Genomic DNA, 26,205 nt, shown 5'->3' on the forward strand with positions numbered 1-26,205 from the left:
CGATGCGGGGCACGAAGCTGAACCTGGTCGGAGGCACGTGGCAAAGCACGCAAGAGCTGCCGTCGAAATCGAAGAACCGCCGGTGCAGGAGAAAAAGGGCGAGACCAAGGCGGAATTCGTCCAGTCCATGGCGCTGGTGCTGGCCGTCGGGCTGTTTATCATCACCTTCTGCCTGCAGGCGTTCGAGATTCCCTCCAGCTCGATGGAAAACACGCTGCTGATCGGCGATCACGTTTTCGTGGACCGCGACACCATGGGCCCGAAAACGCGCTGGATGCCGCTCATCCCGTATCACCAGGTCAAGGACCAGGACATCGTCGTCTTTCTCTCGCCCGCCGAGCCCGGCCTGTACGTGGTGAAGCGCATTATCGGCCAACCGGGCGACCGCATTCATCTGAAGGACGGCGCGGTCTACCGCAACGGCGAGAAGCTGAACGAGCCTTACGTTTTGCACAACGGGAGTTACAACGCGTATCGCGACAACTTCCCGGCGATCCCTCCCGGAGATGGCAACAGCGTTACGCCCGAGTGGCACCTCACGATGAACAACTACCTCGAGAAGGGCGAGTTGGTGGTGCCGCCGAACAGCTACTTCGCGATGGGCGACAATCGTGACGTCAGCTACGACGGCCGCTACTGGGGGTTTATCCCGCGGGCAAACATCGTCGGGCGCCCGATGTTCATTTACTGGTCGTTCGAGACTCCGCCCGGACAGTACCTGAAAACCAGCATCGGCGACCGGCTGGCCTTCATGGGCAAGGTTGTCATTCACTTCTTCACCGAAACCCGCTGGCGGCGCATGCTGCACCTGGTGCGCTGAATGTCGCGCTACCTCAACCGGCGAACCATCCTGGGCCTGACGCTGGTCCTGATTCTCGGCACATTCCTGCCGCCGCTGATCAACTTCAGCCGCTTTCGTTTTCGTGTCGCCGACGCGCTTGGCAGCGCCCTGGGACGGAGCGTGAGCGTCGGCGCGGTGCACCTGCGGCTGTTCCCGCGCCCGGGGCTCGATATCGAGAAGCTGGTGGTGCAAGATGATCCGGCATTCAGCGCGGAACCGCTGCTGCACGCCGACGAGGTCACAGCCGCGCTGCGCCTGACCTCGTTATGGCGCGGGCGGCTGGAGATCGCCAGCCTCAGCCTGTCGTATCCAAGCCTGAACCTGGTGCGCGCGCCCAATGGCCACTGGAACCTGGAGCCGCTGCTGGAACGCGCGCGCCAGATTCCGACCGCGCCCACTCCCCTGCGCAGCCCGGAGGCGCGACCGCGATTTCCCTACCTGGAAGCCAAGGGCGGGCGGATTAACCTGAAAATCGGGCAGGAAAAAACGGTGTACGCGCTCAGCGAGGCGAATTTCGCGCTCTCGCTGCCCTCGGAGAACCTGTGGCAGCTTCGCTTGACGGCGCGTCCCATGCGGACCGACGCCAACCTCGGCGATACCGGCAGCGTCAGGATTTCCGGAAGCATCCAGCGTGGCTCGACCTTGGCCGATACGCCGCTCGACCTGCGGGTGGCGCTCGATGGCGCGCAACTGGGCCAGCTCACGACGCTGCTCTATGGCCGTGACCGCGGCTGGCGCGGAAGCGTGAAAGTGTCGGCCACGCTGCGCGGCACGCCGGCCGCGTTGAACATCGCCGGCGACGCCGCGGTGGATGATTTTCGCCGTTATGACATCGCGACCAGCGGCTCGCTGCGGCTGGCGGCGCACTGCACCGGAGCATTCAGCACCAGCACGCAGCGATTCACCGGCGTCGTCTGTCAGGCGCCGGTCGGTGGCGGGGCGGTGGTGGTGCGCGGTACGGTGGATGGCATTCTGCCGGTGCGGGGGTATGCGTTGTCGGTGACCGCCAAGGACCTGCCGGCCGCGAGCGTGCTCGCCCTGTCCCGGCGCATGAAGAAAGACCTGCCCGACGACTTGCAGGCCAGCGGTTCGGTGAACACCGTGTTTGATCTGCAGCCGAATGCCTGGACGGGAAGCGGTACGACCTCGGGCGTGCGCCTGAGCTCAAAGTTGATGAGCGCGCCGTTGGAGCTGGGCCGGGTTGAGTTGGTGCTGGGCGTTCCGCCACCGCCGCACGGCAGGCACAGTGCGCCAAGTCTGCCGCAAATTCCCATGCTCCGCGTCAGCCAGTTTCCGCTGGATCTGGGCGGCGCCTCGCCGGCCAAGGTGCAGGCATGGATGAGCCACGATGCCTACAGCATCGATCTGCAGGGCGACACGCGCATCAACCGCGTGCTGGAACTGGCGCATGCCTTCGGGGTACGCGCGCCGCAAGCGGCCATTACCGGCCTGGCCACGACCGATCTCCACGTCGCCGGCAACTGGACGGGATTCGCTGCGCCGGTGGTGACCGGCGACCTGCACTTGCATTCGGTGACGGCGAAGATTCCCGGCATCGCAGCGCCATTGCAGATTACGACTGCGGCGCTGCATCTCGCGCCCGACGTGGCCGCGGTTTACGACCTGGCGGCCAGCTTCTCCGGCACGCACCTGAGCTTCACCGGATCGATGCAGATGCCGAAAGATTGTCCGGCGAATCCCTGTCCCATCGCGTTCCAGTTGCGCGCCGACCGGTTGTCCACCGACGAGCTGAATTCCGTGATGAATCCGCGCGCGCTCAAGCGGCCGTGGTACGACATCCTGAGGGCGAGCCCGCAGCCATCCATGCTCCCGAAACTGAGCGCCGCCGGCACCGTCTCGGCAGCGCGCCTGGAGGTGAAGAGCCTGGCGGCAAAGCGCGCCAGCGGCAACGTCCGGCTCGAGGCCGGCGTGCTGACCGTCACCCACCTGCGGGCCGAGGTGCTTGGCGGTTCGGCCACGGGCGAGTTCCGCGGCGACTTCACCGGCGCGGAGCCGGCGTACACCATCAATGGCTCGCTGCAGCAGGCATCCATGGCAGCCGTCGCGGCGCTCATGCGCGACGCCTGGGCGACCGGCAAGGCCAATGCGACCTACAGGATTACCGCCTCGGGGTGGGACGCGGCGCAGCTTCGCGTTTCGGCCAGCGGCTCCCTGCTGTTCGATTGGCGCGACGGCACCCTGGCGCATGTCGCACTGAATGGCTTGCCGGCGCCGCTGCAAGTCCGCCAGTTTCATGGCGAACTGGCCGTTGCCGCCGGCCAACTCACGTTTAAGCCAAGCAAAATGGAGACTCCCGGCGGCATCTATGTAGTGAGCGGAACCGCTTCTTTCGACCGGCAACTCGGCCTCAGGCTGATGCGCGGCAAGACGGAAGGCTTTGACATCACCGGCACCGTCGAAAACCCGCAGGTAACGCCCGCCGCGCTGCCGACCACGCAGGCGGCCGCGATCAAGCCATGAGAATCGCAGATATCGCGCTGCCCACATCTGCCAAAACCGGGCAGATGTGGGGCACCATCGCTGTGTTGCTGATCACCTTCGCGAATGCGCAACAACGACCGCCGGCATCGTCGACGCAGGCGATGTACAACGCCGCGGCCGCCAGCGCCGAGGCCAAGTTCCGGCACATCGAGGAGAATGCGCGCCGCAATCCGCCCGACCAGCGCCCGACTGTGCTCACCGAGCGCGAGATCAATGCCTATCTGGCGTCCGGCCGCGTGCAGCTTCCCACCGGCGTACGCGCGGTGCGCTTCACCGGGCAAAACGGCGTGGCCAACACCACGGCGCGGGTGGATTTCGACGCCATCACAGCTCATTCGAGATCGTCGAATCCCCTGCTGTCGCTGTTCAGCGGCATGCACGACGTGCACGCGGTGGCGCATGCTTCGGGCAGCGGACGCCAGGGACGCGTGCACATTGATTCCATTGACATTGACGGCGTGAACGTCCCGCGCATGGCGTTGCAGTACTTCCTCGACCGCTACATCCGTCCCAAGCATCCCGAGGTCGGCATGGACAGCGTATTCGCGCTGCCGGAGCGGATCGATACCGCCACCATCGGCGATCACCAGCTCATCCTCACGCAAAAGTAGCCCTCGGAGGCCGGTCGCGTTTACACTCTCTGGATTAGCCTGCGGCTTTCATGCGCTAAGGACATCCAATCGCTATGCAGCGTTTCGAGTACCGCAACCTGATGCCTGCGCCCGACGCCGAGAAAGCGTACCTCGGCTGGATCGAGCACCTGCACCGTGAATTCGCCGACCGCGACGTTGAGCGCCGCAGCGTGATCGTGCGCGACACGCTGCACGAGATTTACACCGGGCGGCAGTATGAAGCGCCGGATCCGGAGAAGCACTCGCCTGTGCAGTTGGCGCAATTGCACTCCTTTGACCCCCGGAATGCCACGCTCGAGCCCGAATACTACGGCGACCTGGACGCCGCCAAATATAACGAGCGCAAGCCGCTGATCTGGTTGTGGATGATGTTCGACCGCTCGCCGCTGGGGCTGAACCACTGGCTCGGCTTCCGCATGCGGTACATGATTGCCTCGCATGTGCTCAAGCACCTGGGCAAGAACGTCAAGATTTTCCACGGGGTGGAGATCTCGTTCGGGTACAACCTGACCATCGAGGACAACTGCGTCATCCACAAGTACGTGCTGCTGGACGACCGGGGAGAAATCATCATTCACGAGGGCTCGTCGGTGTCCGATTACGCCAACATTTATTCCCACTCGCACGACCTCAATGACGCCATGCTGGTGAGCAACGTCACCACCGAGATCGGCCCCAAGGCGCGCATCACCTATCACGCGACCGTGCTGAGCGGAGTGATAATCGGCGAGCACGGCATGGTGGGCTCGATGGCGGTGGTACCGAAGACCGTGGAGCCTTACCACATCGTGGTGGGCATTCCGGCCAAGACGGTGAAGGTGAAGACGATTGCGCCGGCGGAATTGCAGGGAGCGGAGAGGAAGTCGGGAACGTAGTCTTCAGTCTTCAGTCGTCAGGCTCCAGGCTTTATGCCCTGACGACTGACGACTGAAGACTGACGACTGAAGACTGACGACTGAAGACTGACGACTGACGACTGAGGACTGACGACTGAGGACTGACGACTGAAGACTGTCGACTGAAGACTCTTCGACGACTGAAGATTCTTCCAGCGTGTTACCATCAACGCAGTATCCGCATGAATCGTTCGCACCTAGAAATCCTGTATCAGATCATTGCGTTTGTGTTCGCAATCTGCGTGCACGAATCGGCGCACGCCTGGACGGCCAACCGGTGCGGCGATCCGACCGCGCGCATGCTGGGACGAATCTCGCTGAACCCGATCAAGCACGTGGACCCCATCGGCACGGTGCTGGTGCCACTGCTGGGGATGCTTTCTGGAATCGGCTTCATCGGCTGGGCCAAACCGACGCCGGTGGACCCGCACAACCTGCGCCACCCCGTACGCGACGACATTCTCGTTTCGGTGGCCGGCCCGGCCAGCAACATCCTGCTGGGAATCCTTGCGGTGGTGGGATTGTTCGTGGTGTCGCGAGTGCCGGGCCAGGGGCCGACCTCGATCGGGCAGCCGATCGCGTTGCTGTGCTGGGCGTTTCTGCAGGTCAACATCCTGCTGGCGGCGTTCAACCTGATTCCCATTCCGCCTCTGGACGGCAGCCACGTCGTCCGACACATGCTGCCCGAGGCGGGCAGGCGCGTGTACGACATGATCGGGTATGTCGGCATCCTGCTGCTATTTTTTGCCGGCGGGCCCCTGATCCGCGCTTTTGAGTATCCCTTCGTCAAGTTCTTCGGTTATCTTCTCTCGGGAATCTGATGCCCCACCGCACCCCCCAAAAACCGCGGGTCCTGAGCGGCATGCGCTCCACCGGCAAGCTCCACCTGGGAAACTTCGTGGGCGCGCTGGATAACTGGGTCAAGCTGCAGGACCGCTACGATTGCTTCTTTTTTGTCGCCGATTGGCACGCGCTGACCACCGACTACGCCGACACCTCCCACATCAAAGAAAACTCGATGGAGGTGCTGCTGGACTGGCTGGCCGCCGGGCTCGATCCCGAGCGCTGCACCCTGTTCATCCAGTCGCACGTTCCGCAGCACGCGGAATTGCACCTGCTGCTGTCCATGATCACGCCGCTGGGCTGGCTGGAACGCGTGCCCACGTACAAGGAACAGCGCGAGAACATCAAGGAGAAGGACCTGGGGACCTACGGGTTTCTCGGCTACCCGGTGCTGCAGTCGGCCGACATCCTGATCTACAAGGCGGATTACGTTCCGGTCGGCGAGGACCAGGTGCCGCACGTGGAGTTGACCAGGGAGATCGCGCGGCGCTTCAACATGTTTTATAGCGGCAAGCGGGCGTACGTCTTCCCGGAGCCGCAGCCGCTGTTGACGCCGACGCCAAAACTGCCGGGCACCGACGGGCGCAAGATGTCGAAGTCGTATGGCAATGCGATCATGCTCACCGACCCGGAAGTCGAAGTGAGGGCGAAACTGAAGACCATGGTCACCGATCCGGCGCGGGTGCGGCGCAGCGATCCGGGCAATCCTGATGTGTGTCCGGTCGGCGACCTGCACAAGATCTTCAGCGATCAGGAGACGCTGGCGAAGGTGAACGCGGGGTGCCGCAGCGCCGGGATCGGATGCATCGAGTGCAAAACGTGGGCGGCGAATGCGCTGGTCAGCGTGCTCACGCCGATGCAGGAGCGGCGTCGCAAGTACGAGGAGAACCCGAAGCTGGCCTGGGACGTGATCGAAGCCGGGGGCGCAAAGGCGCGCAAGATCTGTGACGCAACCATGAACCTGGTGCGGCAATCGATGGGGTTGACGAGGGAGTTTGAGACGCCGCCAAAGACTGCGGAAGTGAAATAGGGAGCTGTTAACCACAGAGGACACTGAGGAACGCGGAGGAAATGAGGGTTCAAGCGCCGGTTATCTACCCTCTCCTTCGTCAATTTCTTCTTTTCTCCTCCGTGTTCCTCAGTGTCCTCTGTGGTTGAGAAAGCAGATGCCGGATTTGCCACAACCCGTTAAGCAACAGAAGGACACCGAGTTCCCGTTCGCGGTGTCGGTGGCGGAGGTGTATAACGGGCCGCTTGACTTGCTGCTCGACCTGATCCGCAAGCAGGACATTGACATCTACGACATTCCGATCGCGCAGATCACGGCGCAGTACCTGGCCTACGTGGAGCGGATCAAGGAATTCGACGTGAACGTGGCCGCCGAGTTCATTTACATGGCGTCGGTGCTCATCCAAATCAAGTCGCGCATGCTGCTGCCGCGGGACCCCTCGTTGCCGGAAGACCAGCAGGAAGACCCGCGCATGGAGCTGGTGAACCGGCTGCTGGAGCACGAGCGATTCAAGACGGCGGCGCAGATGCTGCTGCAGAAGTCGCAGATTGAGGACGCGGTGTGGTCGAACCCGGCGCTCAAGGACTTTAGAGATGATGCCGGCGCCGAGCCGGAACTGGCCGCCGATGTGGTGGACCTGGTGCGCGTGTTTCAGCAGATCGTGGAGCGCGCGAAAACGCGGCCGGTGATTGACGTGGACGAGGACCGGGTCACGGTGGCACAAATGATCGATTTTTTCCGGCGCAGGTTGTCGCTGGAAGAGCGCCCGCTGCGGCTGAAACAGTTGCTGGGCACGCTGAAATCGCGGCCGGCGCTGATCAGCGCGTTTCTTGCGCTGCTGGAAATGGTGCGGCTGCAGGCGGTGCTGCTGCGCCAGGACAAAGTTTTCTCCGACATCATCCTGAAGAAAAATACAATGTTCGATACGGTGTTTGGCGAGGGCGGCGAGCACGCGGTGCGGGATGACTGGAAGTGAAGGTCGTCGGTTCTCGGTTGTCGGTTCTCGGTTCTGCATCGTGTCGGCTGCGGTTACCGAAAACCGATAACCGAAAACCGAAAACCCGCTGATTGCTAATGGCTATTAAAGGACAAATCGAAGCCATCATCTACGCCGCCGAAGAGCCGGTGACGCTGGAGCAGATCGCGCTCGTGCTCAAGGACTCCGTCGTCGCGGAGCATCTCCTGGCTGACGCCGGGCTGGAGGGCGCCGCGCTGGACGCCGAGGTCAAGAAGCGGGTGCGCGCGGCGATTGAGGAGCTGACCGCCGAGTACGCGAATTCGGATCGCGGCATGGAAGTGCGCCAGGTGGCCGGCGGATATCGCATGGGCACCAAGCCCGAGCATCACGACGTGGTGCGGCATTTCGCCAAGAACCTGAAGCCGCCGGTGCGGTTGTCGATGCCGGCGCTGGAAACACTGGCGGTGATTGCCTACAAGCAGCCGGTGACGGCGCCGGAAATTTCCGAGATCCGCGGCGTGGATTCCAGCGGGGTGCTGGCCACGCTGCTCGACCGCAAGCTGATCACGACCGCAGGTCGCAAGCCGGTGATCGGGCGGCCGATCTTGTACAAGACGAGCAAAGATTTTCTGCTGCGCTTCGGATTGAAGGACGTGACCGAGCTTCCCAGCCTGGAAGAATTCGAAAAGCTGGGGAGCGACCAGGCTGACCTCTTCCAGCCGCCAACTCCTGTTGCGGGCGAGGCGCGGATTGCGGATGCGCGCAGCCCGGAGGAAGACGTCGCCGCGGAAGTGCACGCCCCGTCGTCGGAAGCATCGCCGCAACCCTCCGCAGCGCCGGCCGCACCCGAAGTCGAATCCTGACGTAATTTGAGCCCCCTTCCGCGGTGCCTACTTTGGAACCAGGCCCAATATGGTTGCACGGCTTTTCATTGGGCGCGGTTCATCGCCCACCTTTCATCCAATGCGTGGTACCTCTCGTATTGCAGTACAACCTTCGCTCACTGCGTACGCGAAAAATGTCCAACTGGACGGGCTCCAGGGACCGCCGCTATTCCTGTGTCGGAGCCATTCTGTGGAGCTGTTATGAATTTGGATGGGACCGGCTGCGACACGGGGCGGCAGGCGTCCGACGAGTTCGGGTGGTACATAATCGAGAGGCCCCGCTCGGGCTTATCTCCTCTCACGCACCGCGCAACGCGGTTTGGCCCATTCACGACTGAGGATGAGTGCGGCGCTTTTCTCGACAGCGTGAAACAAATACGCAGGTTCAGTAACTCCATTTTCGAGCTGCGCAAGAGACGGGAGCGTCCTTACAAGCGACACAAAGTTGAATACCCGGTACGCCTATGCCAGTTGGGTACGGATCGCACTTTGCAGCTTGCCCGTTCTATCGATGTGTCAGTCTCGGGCGTACACCTTGGCAGCCTTAATGCAAAGCTGAATCTAGGGGAGGTCTTTAGCCTTCATTGTGCCGACCGGAAAGCGCCCTTTCAGGTAGTCTGGGTTGGTTCGGGAATAATAGAAGACGAGGCCGGTTTGGAGTGCTTGGCTCCAGAGGTCAACGTCTGGAAACTGGACTTATCTGAACTAACTGAAGATGAACGGCTTCGGCGGGAAGTCGACCGCGCTCGTAGCGTGCAGAGGAGGCTTTTTCCCCAGGAGATGCCTTCACTGCGGACTCTCGACTACTGCGGACACTGTACTCAGGCAAGAACCGTGGGAGGGGATTACTACGATTTTGTGCCGATGGCGCCAGGAGAAGTCGGGTTCGTGCTGGCGGACGTATGCGGTAAGGGGATCGCGGCCGCGCTGCTGATGGCCAATCTGCATGGGAGTCTGCAAGCGCAGTGTGCTCTCGGCTCCAGGGACCTTCCCCGACTGCTCGCTTCGGTAAACTGCCACTTGCACAAGCACACGGAGATCGAACGTTACGTCACCGTTTTCTTCGGTTGCTACAGCGACCACACGCGAACACTGCGTTACGTCAATTGTGGACATAATGCGCCTCTGCTGTTGCGCCGTGAAGGAGCCCTGGAGCGGCTGGACGCGACCGCGACGGTGCTGGGTTTGTTCCGCGAGTGGGAAGGCTCGGTCGTCGAAACGCAGATCGAACCGGGGGATATTCTGAGTATGTACACGGACGGAATTATCGAGGCGAGAGGCAAGAATGGAGAGGAGTTTGGCGAAGCCCGGCTCCTCAGCGCTCTGCGCCAGAACCGGAATCTGGAGGCTGCGTCCCTCTTGGGGAAGGTGGAACAAATTGTGGAAGAGTTTCGGTCAGGCGAGCGGCACGACGATCTAACTATGATCATTGCCCGCTCCCGGTAAGCGCCTGGCCGACAAATCCCGACTGCTGCGATTCAACCGATAACCGAGAACCATCTGCTGTGCCGTCGGCCGGTTTTTTGCCCTCGACCAACGACCATCGACTTTCTTGCCGTCGACTCCCCAGCACCGAAGCTTTTGCTGGACGCCTGCCAGGAAAACTCATCTAATCATCAGCATGCCTGCTGAACGACTGCAGAAGATCATTGCCGCCGCCGGGATCGCGTCGCGCCGCCGTGCCGAAGAACTGATCACGTCGGGGCGCGTGTCGGTGAATGGCCAGATTGTCTCCGAACTGGGCAGCAAGGCCGACCCCGAGAGCGACCACATCCGGGTGGACGGCAAACTGCTGCGCGGTCCTGAGCGCCACGTTTACCTGGTCCTGAACAAGCCCAAGGGTTACGTGACGACGGTCACCGACCCGGAAGGCCGTCCTACGGTAATGAATCTGGTTCGCGGCGTGGGCGCTCGCGTTTACCCGGTCGGGCGGCTCGACTATCTGAGTGAGGGCCTGCTGCTGATGACCAACGATGGCGCGCTCGTCGAACGGCTGATGCACGCCTCGTCGAAGGTGCCCAAGACGTATTGGGTGAAGGTCAGCGGCACTCCGCCGGAGGAAGCGATCGAGAAGCTGCGGAGGGGGATCGTGCTGTCGCCTGCTCCGAGGCGTAAGCGAGAGCAAAACTCCCACCCTGTCTCGCCAAAACCGGGCACGACAAGGGTGGAGCAACCTCAAAAGCGACGCGGCGAAAAGGCGGTGAAGACTGCGCCGGCAAAGATCCGCTTGCTGAAACAAGCTGCCAATCCGTGGTACGAGGTGACGCTGATCGAAGGGCGGAACCGGCAGATCCGGCGCATGTTCGAGCAGGTCGGGCACCACGTGGAGAAGATCAAGCGGGTGCGCTACGGGCCACTGGAACTGGATGTGGAGAGCGGAAGATTCCGGCCGCTGACAGTGGCGGAGGTCGGGCGGCTGAAGGCGGCGGTGAAGCAGCGGGCGGCGCGGTAGCCTGGTCGCCAATCGCCGCCGGGCCGGTTGCGTGGTAAGAATCGGAGAGACATGAGCAATTTCGAGAAGGTGGTTCCGCAACACGTCCGCGCCCTGGGCAGCTACGTTCCCGGCAAACCCATCAGGGACGCAGAGAGGGAAAGCGGCGTGCGCTGCATCAAGATGGCGTCGAACGAGAATCCGTTCGGGCCCTCGCCCCTGGCTGTGGAAGCCATGCGGCGGGCGGCGGGGGACGCGAACCTGTATCCCGACAATGAGGTCACGTCGCTGCGGCAGCGCCTGGCCAAGCTGCACGGCATGGGCCCGGAAAACATCCTGGTGACGGCGGGTTCGACCTCGTTTCTCACCATCATCGGTCGGACGCTGCTGGCGCCGGGACTGAACGCCGTGACCAGCGAGCGCACTTTCATCATCTACCCGATCGCGACCGAAGCGCCGGGCGGACGCCTGATCACGGTGGCGATGCGCGGGGACACCTACGACCTGGACCGCATCCTGGCGGCCATCAACCCCGAGACGCGCATCGTGTTCATCGCCAATCCCAACAATCCCACCGGAACGCTGCTGGCGCCGGCCGAGCTCGACCGTTTCATGAGCCAGGTCCCGGAGCAGGTCTGCGTGGTGCTGGACGAAGCGTATTGCGATTTCGCGCAGTATTGCGCGCGGCAGCGCGGGGTCGAGTACTCACATTCCATGCAATACGTGCACGAGGGCCGGAACATCGTCGTGCTGCGCACGTTTTCCAAGGCGCATGGCCTGGCAGGAGCGCGCATCGGCTATGGCATCGCGCCGGCCGAACAGATTTCGTATTTTGCGCGCCTGCGAACCGTCTTTTCGGTCACTCATGTTGCCGAAGCGGCCGCGCTGGCCGCCCTCGAAGATGAACCGCACATCCGCAAGACGCTGGAGAACAACGCCGCCGGCATCGAATACCTGACCAAGAAGATCGGCGAGATGGGATTGCGCGTGGTGCCGACGTGGGCGAACTTCCTCTACGTCGAGGTAGGCGAAGACGCAGCCGCGCTGGGAAAGCGCATGCAGGACGAGGGCATCATCATCCGTCCGCTGAACGGCAAATGGGGTGCGCCGCAAGCCATCCGCATCACCGTGGGAACGCCGGAACAGAACCGCCAATGCGTCGCGACCCTGAAGAAAGTGACGGACAAGGTCGGCGTCGCCAGCCGCTGAGGTTCTACACTCCGCTCATTTCGGCGTGAATTGTGCCAGATCGTAAATCCCGAGCTGCTTCTCGACGGCGGTCACCTTATCCACGTAAATATCAAATCCATCCCCGCCGAATGTTTGCTGCTCAATTTTGTCGAACTGCTCGCCGAGAGCGTCGTACTCATGGGGCGAGACGATCGTGTGCAGCGCGGGAAATAGCACCGTATCTTCTCGCGCCTCGTGCGGAGAATACATGCGCACAAAAGCGTAGAGATCATCGGCCAGCTTATTGCGATCGTCCCTGGTCTTGAGCGATGGCACGGTGGCGAGAACGCGATCCGTAATCCGGCGCCCCGCCTCGTGTTGTGTCTGCAGGACATTCACCAGTTCCACCAGCTTGCCGGCCTTGCGGAAGCGGGGAAACAGGTGGTTCTCTTCCAGCTTCTCGTGATATTCCTCAATAAACTTGCGGATAATAGTGGCTGCATCCGTCACCGTCTGCGGCGGAAAATCTCGGTTGGCACGAATGCGCCGGATGACTTCCTCGTAGGCCAGCAGAACCCGTTTCAGGACGCCGTGTTCCCGCATCAGGTCTTCGTTGGTCGAAACGTCTTCCTCCTGCCCTTCGTTCTTCTTCGCCTGATCTGCCAGAAGCGGCAAGGCTGCACCGGCGACCAACGCTGCGCCATAAATCGGAGCTTTCAGAATCAAGTTTCTTCTGGAGCGGTCAGCGCCCTCCGCGTGTTTCATGCGTGCTCCTCCTCACCGTATATAGATGCGGCTGGCCGGTTTTGTTTTCGGCCGAAATGCTGAAACTTGCAGAGGCTGTAAATCAGGCGAATTTGCGTTTGCCCTGGCCCGCGGCCTCCCGACGTTCACCCTCGACCATGGGCAGACGCGCGGCGCCATAGAGGCCGGCATCGCTGCCCAGCAGCGCGCGCGTAATGATGGTCGGCTGGCCCGTGGAGGGGGATACGACCTCCCCGGATGCGCCGGCCGGCGCTGCAACGTGTTCGACAGGCGCGGTGGCGGCGTACACCATCGAGCGCTTCCGCACCTCCTCAAACATCGCCGGGCTGAAAACGCTCCACGCCGCCGAAACGCCGCCGCCGATCACGTACATGTTCAGGTTCAGCATGTTCACCAGGTCGGCCACCAGGATGCCCAGTGCCCAGCCGACGCGGTCAAAGATAGCGCGCGCGGCCTGGTCGCCCCGGATGGCGAGGTTGTATACGACTTTGGCGCTGAACTCGACATCGTGCGCGTTGGCGGCACGGGACAGTTCCGGGGCGCTTCCGTTGGCGATCGCCTCCCGCGCCATGCGCACCACCGCGGTGGCGGAGGCAAATTGTTCGACGCAGCCGATATTGCCGCACTTGCAGCGCGGGCCGTTGGGATCGATGGTCATGTGGCCGACCTCGCCCGCCATGCCGGTCATGCCGCGCCAGATCTTGCCGTCGAGCACCAGGCCGCCTCCGACGCCGGTGCCGAGCGTAATCATGCACATGGATTCCTGGCCGCGAGCGGCGCCCAGCCAGGCTTCGCCGAAGGCAGCGGCGTTGGCGTCGTTTTCCAGCAGGACGGGCGCGCCCAGCCGTTGTTCGATCTCGGTGCGCACCGGGTAGTTGTGCCAGCCAGGCAGGTTGGGCGAATCGCGCAGCGTGCCGGTACGCTGGTCAATGATCCCGGGAATGCCGATGCCGGCGCCGATCATGGGCCCGCTGCGGCTGAATTTCGTCGAGAGCTCGCGGATGGCATCGCACATTTCCGAGATCACGTAATCGCGTCCGCGGGCTACGTGCGTGCCCAGGGTCACTTTTTCCAGCAGCGTGCCTTGATCGTCCACAGCAGCGATGCGCAGGTTGGTACCGCCCAGATCCACTCCAATGGCGAAGGATGGCATGGCTGGCATTTTAGAACGTCGCGAGCGAGAAATGTTGTGTAAGAGCTATCAGCTGTCAGCTATCAGCTATCAGACGTTCTTGCTGAAAGCTGAGAGCTGAGAGCTATGTCTGGCACTTCGGGCAGTAGTGGCTGCTGCGGCCTGCGATCACGACCCGCTTGATGGGGGCGCCGCAGGAGAGGCACGGCTCGCCTTCCCGCCCGTAAACGCGATGTTGAAACTGGAAGAACCCGGGTTCGCCGGCAGCGTCCACATAATCGGAAACCGAGGAGCCGCCGGCGGCGATGGCCTGGTTCAGCACCTGCTGCACGGATTGAAACAGGCGGTGAAGGTCGGCGCGGGTGAGCGTGGCGGCGCGGCGGCGGGGACGAATCCCGGCGCGGGCCAGCGATTCGTCGGCGTAGATGTTACCGATGCCGCGCAGCAGCTTCTGGTTGAGCAGCGCGCTCTTGATCGGCGTCTTGCGTTTGCGGAAAAGGCCGGCGAACAACTCGAAGCCGATGTCCAGCGGTTCGGTTCCGGCGGTCTCGAATGGTTCACGAACCACGGCGAGTTTGCCGAACATGCGCGGATCTACGAAGCGCAGTTCCCTGCCCGATTTGAGCCGCGCGACCAGGTGCGTATGCTTGGCCGGGGGCGCGCCGGGTGGACCCACCGTGAGCCGGCCGGTCATGCCCAGGTGGACGATAAACTGCGAATCGGGCGATCGGGTGATCGCAGCATCGGGTGATCCGGTGATCTGGTGATCCGGTGATCTAGAACCAGCCGCGGCATCTGGTGATCGGGCAATCCGCTTATCCGGTGAATTGGAACCAGCTTTCAATTTTCTTCCGCGGTCGCGTTTTTCGATCACCCGATCACCCGATCGCCCGATCACCCGATCTTCCTGTCGCCCGATCACCCGATCTTCAGGTCTCCCGATCACCAGATCTATCACGATGTGCTTGCCCATGCGGCGCACGCCGGCGATGCGCGCGCCCTCTAGGACCGCGGCGATCTCTTCCGGTGGCGACTTCAGCGGCTGTCGCCGGCCGCTGAGCCAGACGTCCTCGATCACGTCACCGACGACGCGGTTGCGCAGTCCGCGGACTACGGTTTCGACCTCAGGCAGTTCGGGCATGGGAAAAGGATAGCAATTTAGCGATTAACGATGCGCTGTTTCGGTGAACTGGATTTCTCGCGGGCTGAAGCCCGCTCGGAAGGGCAAAGAATTGGAAGCGCTTGTTCGGCACGGCTAAAGCCGTGCCCTTCCCAAGTCTCACCGTTCCTCAAACCCTTCCCAACCCTTGGCCCTTGCGATGGCTAATTGCTAATTGCTAATCGCTAATCGCTCCGTTTAAGATTATGCGTACACTCCTTCGGCTGGCGAATCCCTGTAATTCAGGTCTGAAAGCACGCGCCGCCGTCAGTGTGCGCATTCCGCTCGCGCGCGAGGCCGAGGTTTGAACCATCCCAACACAGCGGTCGTAGTCGGCGCCCAGTGGGGCGACGAAGGCAAGGGCAAGATCGTGGACGTGCTGTCGTCGCGCTTCAGCGTGGTGGCGCGCTACGCCGGCGGGCACAACGCCGGCCACACGGTCACCATCAAGGGCAAGCGTTTCGTGCTGCAACTGGTGCCGTGCGGCATCCTGCGCGAGGGCTGCCGCGCGGTGATCGGCAACGGCGTGGTGCTCGACCCGTTCGCGCTGCTCAAGGAAGTGGACGCGCTGCGGGCCGCCGGCGTGCGGGTGGACGGCAACCTGTTCATCAGCAACCGCGCGCAGGTTATCCTGCCCTACCACCGCATGATCGAGCTGGCGGCGGAGAATGCGCCCGGACGCGTCAAGATCGGCACCACCTCGCGCGGCATCGGCCCGGCCTACGAAGACAAGATGGGACGGCGCGGGCTGCGCATCGCCGACTTGCTCGATCTCGAGCTGTTGAAGAAGCACATCGAGAACGCGTGCCGCGAGAAAAACATGATCGCGCACGCGCTGTTCAATTCCGAGCCGCTCGATGCGGAGGAGATGTTCCGCGAGTATGCCAAGGCCTCGAAGCAGATCGCGCCCTTCGTTTGCGACACGGCAGCGCTGCTGAATCAGGCCATCGCGCGCGGCGAAGCGGTGATGTTTGAAGGCGCGCAGGGCACCATGCTCGACATCGATCACGGCACGTACCCGTTTGTCACCTCATCGAGTGCAACCTCCGGCGGCGCGGTGATCGGCACCGGCGTCGGCCCGACCTCCATCGGCACGGTCATCGGCGTGAGCAAGGCGTACTGCACGCGGGTGGGCGAGGGGCCCTTTCCCACCGAGCTGCATGATGCCACGGGCGAAGCGATCCGCAAAAGAGGCAACGAATACGGGGCGGTGACGGGACGTCCGCGGCGCTGCGGATGGCTCGACCTGCCGCTGCTGCGCTACTCGGCGATGATCAACGGCATTGCGTGGCTGGTGGTCACGAAGCTGGATGTGCTGGACGATCTCCCCGAAATTCCGGTGTGCGTCGCGTACCGCATCCAGGGCAAGAAGACGTCGGAGATTCCGGCGCAAGCTGCCGGGTACGAAAAGATTGAGTGCGTATACGAGACGCTGCCGGGCTGGCGCCAGCCCACCGAGGGCGTCACCGAGTTCGATAAGCTGCCCACGAAAGCGCGCGCCTACATGGCGTTCATCGAAAAAGAGAGCGGCGCCAAGGTGGGCATGATCTCCACCGGTCCCGGCCGCGAGCAGACCATCATCACCCCGGATTTCGCGGCGGAACTGGACAAACTGCGCCCCAAGTCGAAAGCCAGCCCTTAGCCTTTAGCTCTTAGCTCTTAGCTCAGAGGGAACAATTCCAGCGCTGTGCCCCTGGGACGAGCACCGCAGCACCGGCAGGCGGTTGCCGAGTTGAGTGCGAGTCGGTAGAATCACTCACCCGGAGCCGACCATGCTCGTTTTGCTCGTGCAATTCACCATCCGGCAAGGCTCGGAAGAACAGGCGCGCCACTACATCCAGAAAATGCAGGAACACACCCGGCGCGAGCCGGGCTGCCGGATGTACGTCGGCCACCAATCATCAAAAGATCCACGCCATTTTTGCTTTTACGAGCAGTACGACAGTGCGGAGGCGCTCGACTTGCATCGCGCGGCGGCGTACTTCCGCGATTACGTCACCAACGGCCTGGAAAAACTGATGGAGGCCGTCACCCGCGAGCTGTACCAGCCAGTAGAGTAGATCAGCGCGGCGACCACACCCACCAAGGAATCATCAACGGAGGATGGCAAATGGCGAAAGCAATTCCGGAAGGCATGCACAGCATCACGCCGCACATCATCGTTAGCGGAGCGGCGAAGGCGATCGAATTCTACAAGAAAGTCTTTGGCGCGGAGCAGATTGGGCCGGTAAGCACCATGCCCGACGGCAAAGTCATGCACGCGCACCTGAAGATCGGCGATTCCCACATGTTGATGGCCGACGACTTCGGAAAGCCAGGCATGAGCTCGCCACAAACGCTCGGCGGCAGCCCGATCGTGCTCACGCTCTACGTTCCCGACGTGGACGCTACCTGGAAGAAGGCGACCGAAGCCGGGGCAAAAGCGCTATTCCCGCTCTCGAACCAGTTCTGGGGCGACCGATACGGCATGGTCCAGGACCCGTTCGGGCACATGTGGGCGCTGGCCACGCACATCGAGGACCTCACACAAGCGGAGATCGATGAGCGCGCGAAGTCGGCATTCGCGCACGCGGGACAATAGGAGTTAGTGGTTAGGAGTCAGGAGTTAGCGGTTGGAGTTGGTGTCGAGCGAATACTGGGAGTTGGTGTTCGAGCGAATGCTGCGGTCCGCAGCGCGCCGCCTGCTAACTCCTAGCTACTAACTCCTAACTACTTCTGTCCAGCATGAGCACGCCGCCGCGCGCGTAGCTGTCGCGCTCGACATCCACGAAGGTCACGACAATGCCGTCGCGCGGTGTCTTGGCCTCTTCCGCCATGACGTCGGTGATGCGCTCGGCAATGCGACGTTTCTGCTCGGTGGTGCGGCCCTTCAGGAGCGTGATTTGAACGAGAGGCATGGAAGCTCTCAGCTTTCAGCTCTCAGCTCTCAGCTAACGCCGCTATGGCTGACGGCTGAGAGCTGAGAGCGGACAGCTTCAGTGCACCAATTGGTATCCCGCAAAGAAGTACGACAATTCGAAGCGGGCGGTGTCGTCGGCGTCGGAGCCGTGGGTGGCGTTGCGCTCGATGCTGGATCCCCACTTCTTGCGGATGGTGCCTTCCGAGGCGTTCGCCGGATTGGTGGGACCCATCAGGTCGCGCCACGCTTGAATGGCGTCTTCCTTCTCCAGCGCGAGCACCACGATCTGCCCGCTCGACATAAAAGTGGTGAGCGAATCAAAGAACGGCTTGTCGGCGTGCACGGCGTAGAAACCTTCCGCTTCCTGTTTCGAGATATGCAGCATCTTCATCCCGAGAACGCGAAAGCCCTTGGATTCGATGGTGGCGAGAATGTCGCCGGTGGCGTTCTTGGCGACCGCGTCCGGCTTAACGATGGCAAGAGTGCGTTGCAGTGTCTTCATTTTTTCCAGTAGTTAGTAGCTAAGGAGTTCGTAGTTAGCCAGTCAGGCCGCGAACGGTGTCGGCGCATCACTCCGCTCTGCGTGACTCGGTACTCGGTACTCGGTACTCAGTACTCGCAACTATGCTTTTGCCGCCGCCCCGATCACCGACAGCACGGTCTCGCCGATGTCGGCCGGTGATTTGGCAACCTTGATGCCGGCCGCCTCGAGTGCGCGAATCTTTTCCGCCGCGGTGCCGTGTCCGCCGGAGATGATGGCGCCGGCGTGGCCCATGCGCCGTCCCGGAGGCGCGGTCTGCCCGGCGATGAACGACACCACCGGCTTCTTGACGTGCGCCTTGATGTACTCCGCGGCGGTTTCCTCGGCATTGCCGCCGATTTCGCCGATCAGGACGATGGCCTCGGTCTGCGGGTCGCGATTGAAAAGCTCAAGGCAATCCACGAAGTTAGTGCCGATGATCGGGTCGCCGCCGATGCCGATCGCCGTGCTCTGGCCCACGCCGCGCAAGGTAAGCTGGTAGACCGCCTCGTAGGTCAGCGTCCCGGAGCGCGAGACGATGCCGATCGGCCCTTCGCGATGGATGTGCCCGGGCATGATGCCGATCTTGCATTTGCCGGGCGAGATGATGCCCGGGCAATTCGGCCCGATCAGCCGCGAGCGCCGCGTCTGCAGGAATTCCCAGACGCGCACCATGTCGGTGGTCGGCACGCCCTCGGTGATGCAGACGATCAGCTCGATCTCGGCGTCGGCGGCTTCCATGATGGCGTCGGCGGCAAATGCCGGCGGAACAAAGATTACCGAAGCGTCCGCGCCGGTTTTGTCCACCGCTTCCTGCACCGTGTTGAATACCGGCCAGCCCTCGTGCGTGGTGCCGCCCTTGCCGGGCGTGACCCCGCCGACGATCTTCGTGCCGTACTCGGCGCAGGTCCTGGCGTGGAACGTGCCTTCCTTGCCGGTGAGGCCCTGGACCAGAACTTTCGTTTTCTCGTTTATCAGTACGCTCATGTATTAGCTCTCAGCTATCAGCTCTCAGTCTTTCAGCCCCTGGCCATTTGCCGTTCGCTGAAAGGCGTTGTCGGTTATCGGTTTTCGGTTGTCGGTAAGCGCGGCCGATACGATGTAGAACCGAACACCGAGAACCGAAAACCGAAAACGTTCTTAGATCACCAAATTCAGTGTCCTGCCGCTGCGACCACTTTCTCGGCCGCGTCTTTCATGGTTTCCGCAACGGTGAAATTCAGCCCGGAATTCTTCAGGATCTCGCGTCCCTGCTCGACGTTGGTGCCCTCCAGCCGCAGCACGATGGGGAGCTGGATGTTCATCTTCCGCGCTGCCTCGACCACGCCGTTGGCCAGGGTGTCCACGCGCAGGATGCCGCCGAAAATATTGATCAGCACGGCGCGCACGTTCTTGTCGCTGAGCAGGATTTCGAAGGCGTGCGTCACCTGCTCTTCGTTGGCGCCGCCGCCGACATCGAGGAAGTTCGCCGGCATGCCGCCCGCGTACTTGATGATGTCCATGGTCGACATCGCCAGCCCGGCGCCGTTGACCATGCAGCCGACGTTGCCGTCGAGCTTGATGTAGTTCAGCCCGTACTTGCTGGCTTCCACCTCCAGCGGGTCTTCTTCGGTGATGTCGCGCAGATCGCGAATGTCCTGGTGGCGGAAGAGCGCGTTGTCGTCGAAATTGACCTTGGCGTCGAGCGCGAACAGGCGGCCGTCCTTGGTTGTGATGAGAGGGTTGATCTCCACCATGGACGCGTCCGTGTCGAGATAAGCCTTGTACAGCGCGCTCAGGAACGCGACTGCCTGGTTGACGAGCTTGCCATTGAGGCCGAGGCCGAAGGCGATCTTGCGCGACTGGTACTGCGCCAGGCCGACCGCGGGCTCGATGTGCTCCTTCAGAATCAGCTCGGGATGCTCGGCGGCGACCTGCTCGATTTCCATGCCGCCCGCCTGCGACGCCATCACCAGCAGCTTAGCCTCCTGGCGATCGAGCAACATGCTCAGGTAGAGCTCGCGCTCGATGGGCAGACCTTCCTCGATCAACAGGCGGCGCACCACGCGCCCTTCCGGCCCCGTCTGGTGGGTGACCAGCGTCATGCCGAGCATCTTCCCTGCCAGCTCGCCGGCCTCTTCCACCGACTTGGCGATCTTGACGCCGCCGCCCTTGCCGCGGCCGCCGGCGTGGATCTGCGCCTTCACCACCACCACCTGCGAGCCGTTGTCCATCAGCCGGCGCGCGATGCCCTCGGCTTCCTGGACGGTGGTGGCCATCTCGCCGCGCGGCACCGCGACGCCATACTTCGCCAGAATTGCTTTTGCCTGGTACTCGTGAATTTTCATGGTAGGAATCCGCTGTACATCGAGTGCATGAAACCGGCGCGAAACTTGTGATTGTATAAAACCCGGCGCGCTGCGTAAATCGAATAACAGCCCGGGATCAATGTCACAGCGATGCGTGACGAACGCCGCCTGCGACTTGCCGCTCGCAACCGCCGGCGAGTATGCTCTGGTCAAAGTATCCCGCGCCGGAAGGAATTCGCCATGCGCTCGGCGCTCTGTTCCGTTGCATTGTTTGTCGCCATCGTCGCGCCTGCAGCTTTCGCTAAAACTCCCGGCGTGACGGCTGCCAAGCCCGCCGACCCGCGCGCCCCATGGATGCAACGCGCCCTCGGGTATACCTCTGCCATTCGCGGAGATCAATTCCACCTGCCCTATCGCGAGGAGCTCATCCTGCCCGGCCGCCTCGCCGCCATCTGGTGGAAATCCGATCCCAAGCGCGCGCGCTTCTGGCTGGCAGACGCGGTCAGCCGAATCGAATTCTCTCCCAACCAGGAATCGGATGACGATCGCAAGGCAAGGCTCGGCGCCGCCCGCGTGCTGCTCACCATCGCCGCTCCTCTCGACCGCGGCCTTTCCGATCGCGTGCTCAAGTTGCTCACCGATGAGAGCGAAAAACAGAAAGACCGACTGTCTTCGCTCGATCGGATGAAGTTGCTGGGCGATGTCACAACCGCCACGAGGGAAATTGCCGAAGAAGATCCCGGCCGCGCGCTTGAATTCGCCCGTCAGCTCATCAAGATGCGCGCCGGCAATCACATTGAAATCGCGTACATCAACCTGCACGACGCCAGCCCGGCCACTGGCGACCAATTCCTGCGCGAAGCCATCGCCGCCGCCCGGGCCGACTATGATCCCGCGATGCTGGAGGGAATCTCCCACGCCGCGCTCGACGACATCGAACCTCAGGAAGTCCCCGTGCCGGAAGAACTCCGCTCCGCCATCTTGACCGTCGTCGCCGAAGCCATGCTGCGCCCGCCACAGAGCGAAGAAGATCAAAAGAACATCTGCCGCGCCTCGCTGACTGCCGCCCGGCTCATCTCCAAATTTCCGCCCGCCGTTGCTGGCCAGGTGCGTGCCGCCATTGAATCGTGCACAGGGAAGGTGCCCCCGATGATAAGAAAGACGGTGGATTCGGAGCTCACGGGCAAATACACGGGCACTTCCGATGAATTAATGCGTGCAGCCGACGACGAGACCGATGTCAACACCCGCAGCATGATGAAGGTCCAGGCCGCATTTAAGCTTCAACAATCGGACCCCATACGCGCGGTGGATATTTTCGACAGTCTCACGCCTGAGGAACGCAGGAGAATCTCCGGCTCGATGCGGAGTATCCTCGCCTCGCAGGCGCTCTCCGCCGCGTACAAGGCGCACGACACCGTCGCCATGCAGCGCATCCTCGACCACACCCCGGAAGAAGACCGCCCGCAGATGTTGCTCAACGCGGCATCCATGGTTTTCCAGGCAAAGGACGAGTCGCTCGGTCTCGCCTTCCTCGGCCAGGCCCGCGCCGCCCTGGAAAAATGGGACCCGCAGGACAACTGGCGTCCTTTCCTGATGTTGTTAAACCTGTACGCCGAACACATGCCCAGCGAAACCACACACGTGCTGGCCGAAGCCATGGCGGGCATCGGCCGCGTCAAGCCCCGCGAGCCAAAGAAAATCGGCATTGTGTATCCCCCCATGGGCGACGAACTTCGTATCGTGGACCTTAATCCGGCGGTGCTCGACACGGACCCGGAATACGTCGCCGCTTCTATCCAGCAGGTTGACGATCGCGCCAGTCGCACCGTCCTACGCCTCGGCCTGTTGCGCGCCTGCCTGCGGCGCTTTGAAGGCCCGCCGCCTCCGCCAAAATCGAAACCCGCACCCACGCCTGCACCGGCGCGCGCCGCTGGTTCACCTGCGGTCCCACCTGACGCCGCCTCCAGCACCACGCCCGCGAAATCTCCCATCGCAGACAAGGCCGCCCAGGCGCAATCTCCGCCCGTGCAGCCGCACTAAGTCACTGCTAGCTCACAGCTCGGAACTCGCAACTCACTTCTTCGCCCGCTTCGCCGACGCCTCAATGTAGGTCGTGAACTTTTCCGGCGCCTCCGGCGGCGCGATTTCGAACGTCAGCTTCAGATCGTTGTCGCCGGTCTTCACGTAGGTCAGGCGGTAACGCGGCCCGGGCTGCCCGGCTTCGCTCACCATCACCAGCTTGTGGTCGGTAAACTCGACGACGTAATGGATGACGTGCCCTTCATTGTCCCAATAATCGGCGCGCGTTTTCTTGCCCGACGGATCCGCATAGATCACCATCAGGTCGTCATGGCGGTACGCCGGTTTGTCCTTGGTGGCGGGATACTGCGCGTAGTTGTGCCGCACCAGCACCGCGCTTTGCAGTTCAGGAGAAAAAGTGAAACTGCCGCTGCCTTGGCCCGGTCCTCCGCCGCCTGCGCCCTCCCAAGTGCCCAGGAACGGCTGCCAGTCTGCCCAACGGTCTTTCGGCAATTCCTGGGCGACTGCCATGGTCGTGGACAGCACCAGGATCGCTGCGATGCATCGGCGCACAACGGCCTCCACAAGGACGGCGAATTATACGCGGAGCGGCCGCAGAGCGCGCAGCAGTTGAATCCCGCCGCCGGGATGCGATAATCGCTGACTGTCGCATTGCCAGGGAGGCGGAGAATGAAAGATACGCTGCGGCCGGGACTGACCCATGAGTTCCGCTTCCGCGTGCCGGAGACCAAGACCGTGCCACATCTCTACCCGGAAGCCCAGGAATTCCAGGTGATGCCGCGAGTGCTGGCCACCGGCTTTATGGTTGGGCTGCTGGAATGGGCGTGCATACAGGCCATCAACCCGCACCTCGATTGGCCCAACGAACAGTCAGTCGGCACCCTCGTGAATTTCAGCCACACTGCCGCCACCCCGCCCGGCATGTACGTAACCGTTCGCGTGAAATTGGAAAGTGTGGAGGGCCGCAAGCTCAGCTTCTCGGTGAACGCCGACGACGGCATTGACAAGATTTCAGAAGGCACACATGAGCGCTTTGTGATTGATGCCGCCAAGTTCAACAGCAAGCTGGCCGCCAAGGCAGAACGCGCCGCGGCGATGGGAGCCAAGTGAGAGCCCGAATCCAGTCTCGGCAATGATCCTCGACGCCATTCACCGCATCGCCAACCATCGCGAGTCGCTCTCGCGCCAGGACGCGCGCGCGGTGATGAGCGAAATCCTGGCCGGCGGCGCCACCGACGTCCAGATTGCCGCGCTGCTGGTGGGGCTGCACATGAAAGGCGAGACGGTGGATGAGATCGTCGGTTTCGCCGAGGCCATCCGCGCCGCCGCCACGCCGCTTCCGCTCACCAGGGGTTCCGCGCTCGACGTCAGCGGCACCGAGCGCGACGCGCTGGTGGACACCTGCGGCACCGGCGGCGATGCCAGCGGAACCTTCAACATCTCCACCGCCACCGCGCTCTGTGTGGCCGGAGCGGGGGTGCGCGTGGCGAAACACGGCAACCGCAGCGCCAGTTCGAAGTGCGGCTCCGCCGATGTCGTCGAAGCTCTCGGCGTGGACATCACGCTGCCGCCGGCGCGGATCGCCGCCTGCCTGAAGCAGGTCGGGATCGCATTCCTGTTCGCGCCCGCCATGCATTCGGCGATGAAACACGTGCAAGCGGCGCGGCGCGAGCTGCGCCTTCCCACGGTCTTCAACCTGCTCGGCCCGCTGACCAATCCCGCCAATGCTTCCGCCCAGGTGGTCGGTGTCTATTCCGCCGACCTGGTGGAAAAACTCGCGGCGGCGCTGGCGATGTTGGGATTGCGCCGCGCCCTGGTGGTGCACGGCAACGACGGGCTCGACGAGATCACCATCACCGGCCCGACGCGCGTGGCGGAAATGCGGGACGGCAGCGTGCGCGCTTACGAAGTCACGCCGGAGGAGTTTGGGCTGAAGCGCGCGCCGCTGGAAGCCATCTCCGGCGGCGACGTGCGGGAAAACGCCTCCATCATCCACCAGATCCTCGACGGAAAGGAGTCCGCGCGGCGCGATGTCGTGCTGCTGAATGCCGCCGCGGCGCTGGTCGCCGCCGGACGCGTGGCCACCATGCAGGACGGCATTCTGCGGGCCGCATTTTCTCTCGATTCCGGCGCCGCTCGCGCCAAGCTCGACGCGCTGGTGCGCTTCACCAGCAGATCATCATGACCTCCCGACTGACGCTGAAGCTGGTTGACTTGTGCGGTTCGATGCTCGCGCCCCTGGCTGCCGGTCTGGCCAGGCTGCAGTGGCGCTGGGGACCGCAAAACCTGCCGCGCAGCTTTCGCGCCTGGAACGCGCGCGGCGTGTTGCCGCTTACCTTCCACTTTTATAGCCCGGTTTTCGATGCCACCGCCCTGCCCCCTGCAACCTGGTCGCGCGAAAGCGCACTGCCAGGCGTAGATCTTCGCGCCGAACACCAACTGGCATTGCTGGAGCGCTTTTGCTACGGCGAAGAATTGCGGCAATTCCCAATCGAAGGCGATATCCGGGCCGGCTTCTGCTATGGCAACGGAATGTTCGGTCCCGGCGACGCGGAGATTTTGTACAGCATCATCCGGCACTTCAAGCCGCGACGCATGATCGAGATCGGCTCGGGCTGCTCAACCATGCTGGCGAAGGCGGCGCTGGACCGGAACCGCGCCGAGGGCCACGATGCCGAGCACATTTGTATCGAGCCGTATACGGCGCCCTGGCTGGAGAATCTCGGGCTTACGCAAGTGATCCGGGATCGCGTCGAGAATCTGGATCCGGCGCTCTTCCAGAGCTTGCGCGAAAATGACATTCTGTTCATTGACTCTTCGCACGTGGTGCGCACCGGCGGCGATGTCGTATTCGAGTATCTCGAGGTCGTGCCCCGGCTGCGGCCGGGCGTGCTGGTGCATGTGCACGATATTTTTATTCCGTTCGAATATCCGCCGACATGGTCGCGCGACCTGAAGCTGTTCTGGACCGAGCAGTACCTGGTGCAGGCGTTCCTGGCGTTCAACGCGGAATTTGAAATCGTGCTCGCGCTGAACTACCTGAATTCGCACCACCGCGAGGCGCTGGCGCGCGCGGCGCCGGTTTACGCCGGACATCGCGGCGCCGCGCCGGGCTCGTTGTGGATTCGGCGAATGGCCGGCAACTCGCCGGGCGCCGTTCGCTCCGCGGCCGGAACGTAGGCGGCCAATCGCCCTGGCACGGCAGATGGGCCCTCAGAACCTTGTATAGAATG

At 62.7% G+C, this 26,205-nt stretch carries 26 protein-coding genes; 18 read left to right on the forward strand and 8 right to left on the reverse strand.

Annotated features, from left to right (window positions below):
- The first annotated feature begins 127 nt into the window (after nt 1-127).
- From lepB to hisC, 11 genes are all read left to right on the forward strand, one after another.
- Nucleotides 128-820, forward strand: a complete 693-nt coding sequence (gene lepB / locus LAN70_11160; protein MBZ5511712.1) for a signal peptidase I — start codon at nt 128-130, stop codon at nt 818-820.
- Complete coding sequence (locus tag LAN70_11165) at nt 821-3,322, forward strand: AsmA family protein (protein MBZ5511713.1); 2,502 nt, start codon at nt 821-823, stop codon at nt 3,320-3,322.
- Nucleotides 3,319-3,954: a hypothetical protein gene (locus tag LAN70_11170; GenBank protein ID MBZ5511714.1), complete on the forward strand. Its 636-nt coding sequence runs from the start codon at nt 3,319-3,321 to the stop codon at nt 3,952-3,954. Before LAN70_11165 ends, LAN70_11170 begins: the two co-directional genes overlap by 4 nt.
- A gap of 74 nt (nt 3,955-4,028) precedes the next feature.
- A complete protein-coding gene (locus tag LAN70_11175; GenBank protein MBZ5511715.1) occupies nt 4,029-4,850 on the forward strand; it encodes an acyltransferase in 822 nt (273 codons plus the stop codon).
- Nucleotides 4,851-5,053: 203 nt separating this feature from the next.
- A complete protein-coding gene (locus LAN70_11180) occupies nt 5,054-5,692 on the forward strand; it encodes a site-2 protease family protein (protein ID MBZ5511716.1) in 639 nt (212 codons plus the stop codon).
- Complete coding sequence (gene trpS, locus LAN70_11185) at nt 5,692-6,744, forward strand: tryptophan--tRNA ligase (GenBank protein MBZ5511717.1); 1,053 nt, start codon at nt 5,692-5,694, stop codon at nt 6,742-6,744. Before LAN70_11180 ends, trpS begins: the two co-directional genes overlap by 1 nt.
- Before the next feature lie 136 nt (nt 6,745-6,880).
- Nucleotides 6,881-7,699 carry a segregation/condensation protein A gene (locus LAN70_11190; protein ID MBZ5511718.1) on the forward strand — a complete coding sequence of 273 codons (819 nt, stop codon included), beginning with the start codon at nt 6,881-6,883 and terminating at the stop codon, nt 7,697-7,699.
- A 98-nt stretch (nt 7,700-7,797) separates the two neighbouring features.
- A complete protein-coding gene (gene scpB, locus LAN70_11195; protein ID MBZ5511719.1) occupies nt 7,798-8,544 on the forward strand; it encodes an SMC-Scp complex subunit ScpB in 747 nt (248 codons plus the stop codon).
- A 510-nt stretch (nt 8,545-9,054) separates the two neighbouring features.
- Nucleotides 9,055-10,011, forward strand: a complete 957-nt coding sequence (locus tag LAN70_11200; protein ID MBZ5511720.1) for a serine/threonine-protein phosphatase — start codon at nt 9,055-9,057, stop codon at nt 10,009-10,011.
- Between the two features lie 175 nt (nt 10,012-10,186).
- Nucleotides 10,187-11,017 (forward strand): rRNA pseudouridine synthase, encoded by an 831-nt coding sequence (locus tag LAN70_11205; protein MBZ5511721.1) that lies wholly within the window; start codon nt 10,187-10,189, stop codon nt 11,015-11,017.
- A 51-nt stretch (nt 11,018-11,068) separates the two neighbouring features.
- Nucleotides 11,069-12,205, forward strand: coding sequence for a histidinol-phosphate transaminase (gene hisC / locus LAN70_11210; GenBank protein MBZ5511722.1), 1,137 nt, complete (start codon nt 11,069-11,071; stop codon nt 12,203-12,205).
- A gap of 15 nt (nt 12,206-12,220) precedes the next feature.
- Here hisC and LAN70_11215 read toward each other — a convergent pair whose 3' ends face one another.
- From LAN70_11215 to mutM, 3 genes are all read right to left on the reverse strand, one after another.
- Nucleotides 12,221-12,931, reverse strand: coding sequence for a hemerythrin domain-containing protein (locus LAN70_11215; GenBank protein ID MBZ5511723.1), 711 nt, complete (start codon nt 12,929-12,931; stop codon nt 12,221-12,223).
- Nucleotides 12,932-13,013: 82 nt separating this feature from the next.
- Entirely contained in the window at nt 13,014-14,084 is a 1,071-nt protein-coding gene (locus LAN70_11220; protein MBZ5511724.1) for an ROK family protein, read from the reverse strand.
- A gap of 103 nt (nt 14,085-14,187) precedes the next feature.
- Nucleotides 14,188-15,204 (reverse strand): bifunctional DNA-formamidopyrimidine glycosylase/DNA-(apurinic or apyrimidinic site) lyase, encoded by a 1,017-nt coding sequence (gene mutM, locus LAN70_11225; GenBank protein ID MBZ5511725.1) that lies wholly within the window; start codon nt 15,202-15,204, stop codon nt 14,188-14,190.
- A 322-nt stretch (nt 15,205-15,526) separates the two neighbouring features.
- Between mutM and LAN70_11230 the strand changes: the two genes are divergently transcribed.
- The 3 genes from LAN70_11230 to LAN70_11240 all read left to right on the forward strand — a co-directional run bounded on the left by LAN70_11230 (nt 15,527) and on the right by LAN70_11240 (nt 17,803).
- Nucleotides 15,527-16,864: an adenylosuccinate synthase gene (locus tag LAN70_11230; protein MBZ5511726.1), complete on the forward strand. Its 1,338-nt coding sequence runs from the start codon at nt 15,527-15,529 to the stop codon at nt 16,862-16,864.
- A gap of 130 nt (nt 16,865-16,994) precedes the next feature.
- The gene (locus tag LAN70_11235) at nt 16,995-17,282 is read left to right on the forward strand and encodes an antibiotic biosynthesis monooxygenase (GenBank protein MBZ5511727.1); all 288 of its coding nucleotides are present in this window, start codon (nt 16,995-16,997) and stop codon (nt 17,280-17,282) included.
- Between the two features lie 50 nt (nt 17,283-17,332).
- Nucleotides 17,333-17,803 (forward strand): VOC family protein, encoded by a 471-nt coding sequence (locus LAN70_11240; GenBank protein MBZ5511728.1) that lies wholly within the window; start codon nt 17,333-17,335, stop codon nt 17,801-17,803.
- 124 nt (nt 17,804-17,927) lie between these two features.
- On the opposite strand, the gene LAN70_11245 is transcribed toward LAN70_11240, so the two are convergent.
- The 4 genes from LAN70_11245 to sucC form a co-directional block, all read right to left on the reverse strand.
- The gene (locus LAN70_11245) at nt 17,928-18,119 is read right to left on the reverse strand and encodes a 4-oxalocrotonate tautomerase family protein (protein ID MBZ5511729.1); all 192 of its coding nucleotides are present in this window, start codon (nt 18,117-18,119) and stop codon (nt 17,928-17,930) included.
- A gap of 78 nt (nt 18,120-18,197) precedes the next feature.
- Nucleotides 18,198-18,623 carry a nucleoside-diphosphate kinase gene (ndk, locus tag LAN70_11250; protein ID MBZ5511730.1) on the reverse strand — a complete coding sequence of 142 codons (426 nt, stop codon included), beginning with the start codon at nt 18,621-18,623 and terminating at the stop codon, nt 18,198-18,200.
- 120 nt (nt 18,624-18,743) lie between these two features.
- Nucleotides 18,744-19,628, reverse strand: a complete 885-nt coding sequence (gene sucD, locus LAN70_11255) for a succinate--CoA ligase subunit alpha (protein MBZ5511731.1) — start codon at nt 19,626-19,628, stop codon at nt 18,744-18,746.
- Between the two features lie 167 nt (nt 19,629-19,795).
- Entirely contained in the window at nt 19,796-20,968 is a 1,173-nt protein-coding gene (gene sucC / locus LAN70_11260; protein ID MBZ5511732.1) for an ADP-forming succinate--CoA ligase subunit beta, read from the reverse strand.
- Between the two features lie 201 nt (nt 20,969-21,169).
- Here sucC and LAN70_11265 point away from each other — a divergent pair, with 201 nt between their 5' ends.
- Complete coding sequence (locus LAN70_11265) at nt 21,170-22,972, forward strand: hypothetical protein (GenBank protein ID MBZ5511733.1); 1,803 nt, start codon at nt 21,170-21,172, stop codon at nt 22,970-22,972.
- A 33-nt stretch (nt 22,973-23,005) separates the two neighbouring features.
- Here LAN70_11265 and LAN70_11270 read toward each other — a convergent pair whose 3' ends face one another.
- A complete protein-coding gene (locus LAN70_11270) occupies nt 23,006-23,524 on the reverse strand; it encodes a hypothetical protein (GenBank protein ID MBZ5511734.1) in 519 nt (172 codons plus the stop codon).
- A gap of 117 nt (nt 23,525-23,641) precedes the next feature.
- Between LAN70_11270 and LAN70_11275 the strand changes: the two genes are divergently transcribed.
- From LAN70_11275 to LAN70_11285, 3 genes are read left to right on the forward strand one after another with little or no spacing between them, the layout of a single operon-like run.
- Nucleotides 23,642-24,082 carry a thioesterase family protein gene (locus LAN70_11275; GenBank protein ID MBZ5511735.1) on the forward strand — a complete coding sequence of 147 codons (441 nt, stop codon included), beginning with the start codon at nt 23,642-23,644 and terminating at the stop codon, nt 24,080-24,082.
- 22 nt (nt 24,083-24,104) lie between these two features.
- A complete protein-coding gene (trpD, locus tag LAN70_11280) occupies nt 24,105-25,157 on the forward strand; it encodes an anthranilate phosphoribosyltransferase (GenBank protein MBZ5511736.1) in 1,053 nt (350 codons plus the stop codon).
- A complete protein-coding gene (locus LAN70_11285) occupies nt 25,154-26,152 on the forward strand; it encodes a class I SAM-dependent methyltransferase (GenBank protein MBZ5511737.1) in 999 nt (332 codons plus the stop codon). The genes trpD and LAN70_11285 overlap by 4 nt, the downstream gene beginning before the upstream one ends.
- Nucleotides 26,153-26,205 lie beyond the last annotated feature (53 nt).

This window comes from Terriglobia bacterium (genome assembly GCA_020072845.1).
GTDB lineage: Bacteria > Acidobacteriota > Terriglobia > Terriglobales > Acidobacteriaceae > JAIQGF01.

Bases quoted from the DNA above. Each gene is read 5' to 3' on its own strand.
- LAN70_11245 (MBZ5511729.1), bottom strand. From the start codon at position 18,119: ATGCCTCTCGTTCAAATCACGCTCCTGAAGGGCCGCACCACCGAGCAG.
- LAN70_11235 (MBZ5511727.1), top strand. From the start codon at position 16,995: ATGCTCGTTTTGCTCGTGCAATTCACCATCCGGCAAGGCTCGGAAGAA.
- sucD (MBZ5511731.1), bottom strand. From the start codon at position 19,628: ATGAGCGTACTGATAAACGAGAAAACGAAAGTTCTGGTCCAGGGCCTC.
- trpD (MBZ5511736.1), top strand. From the start codon at position 24,105: ATGATCCTCGACGCCATTCACCGCATCGCCAACCATCGCGAGTCGCTC.
- hisC (MBZ5511722.1), top strand. From the start codon at position 11,069: ATGAGCAATTTCGAGAAGGTGGTTCCGCAACACGTCCGCGCCCTGGGC.
- LAN70_11285 (MBZ5511737.1), top strand. From the start codon at position 25,154: ATGACCTCCCGACTGACGCTGAAGCTGGTTGACTTGTGCGGTTCGATG.
- LAN70_11175 (MBZ5511715.1), top strand. From the start codon at position 4,029: ATGCAGCGTTTCGAGTACCGCAACCTGATGCCTGCGCCCGACGCCGAG.
- LAN70_11215 (MBZ5511723.1), bottom strand. From the start codon at position 12,931: ATGAAACACGCGGAGGGCGCTGACCGCTCCAGAAGAAACTTGATTCTG.
- LAN70_11265 (MBZ5511733.1), top strand. From the start codon at position 21,170: ATGCGCTCGGCGCTCTGTTCCGTTGCATTGTTTGTCGCCATCGTCGCG.
- lepB (MBZ5511712.1), top strand. From the start codon at position 128: ATGGCGCTGGTGCTGGCCGTCGGGCTGTTTATCATCACCTTCTGCCTG.
- LAN70_11240 (MBZ5511728.1), top strand. From the start codon at position 17,333: ATGGCGAAAGCAATTCCGGAAGGCATGCACAGCATCACGCCGCACATC.
- mutM (MBZ5511725.1), bottom strand. From the start codon at position 15,204: ATGCCCGAACTGCCTGAGGTCGAAACCGTAGTCCGCGGACTGCGCAAC.
- ndk (MBZ5511730.1), bottom strand. From the start codon at position 18,623: ATGAAGACACTGCAACGCACTCTTGCCATCGTTAAGCCGGACGCGGTC.
- LAN70_11220 (MBZ5511724.1), bottom strand. From the start codon at position 14,084: ATGCCATCCTTCGCCATTGGAGTGGATCTGGGCGGTACCAACCTGCGC.
- LAN70_11205 (MBZ5511721.1), top strand. From the start codon at position 10,187: ATGCCTGCTGAACGACTGCAGAAGATCATTGCCGCCGCCGGGATCGCG.
- sucC (MBZ5511732.1), bottom strand. From the start codon at position 20,968: ATGAAAATTCACGAGTACCAGGCAAAAGCAATTCTGGCGAAGTATGGC.
- LAN70_11275 (MBZ5511735.1), top strand. From the start codon at position 23,642: ATGAAAGATACGCTGCGGCCGGGACTGACCCATGAGTTCCGCTTCCGC.
- LAN70_11170 (MBZ5511714.1), top strand. From the start codon at position 3,319: ATGAGAATCGCAGATATCGCGCTGCCCACATCTGCCAAAACCGGGCAG.
- scpB (MBZ5511719.1), top strand. From the start codon at position 7,798: ATGGCTATTAAAGGACAAATCGAAGCCATCATCTACGCCGCCGAAGAG.
- LAN70_11165 (MBZ5511713.1), top strand. From the start codon at position 821: ATGTCGCGCTACCTCAACCGGCGAACCATCCTGGGCCTGACGCTGGTC.
- trpS (MBZ5511717.1), top strand. From the start codon at position 5,692: ATGCCCCACCGCACCCCCCAAAAACCGCGGGTCCTGAGCGGCATGCGC.
- LAN70_11180 (MBZ5511716.1), top strand. From the start codon at position 5,054: ATGAATCGTTCGCACCTAGAAATCCTGTATCAGATCATTGCGTTTGTG.
- LAN70_11190 (MBZ5511718.1), top strand. From the start codon at position 6,881: ATGCCGGATTTGCCACAACCCGTTAAGCAACAGAAGGACACCGAGTTC.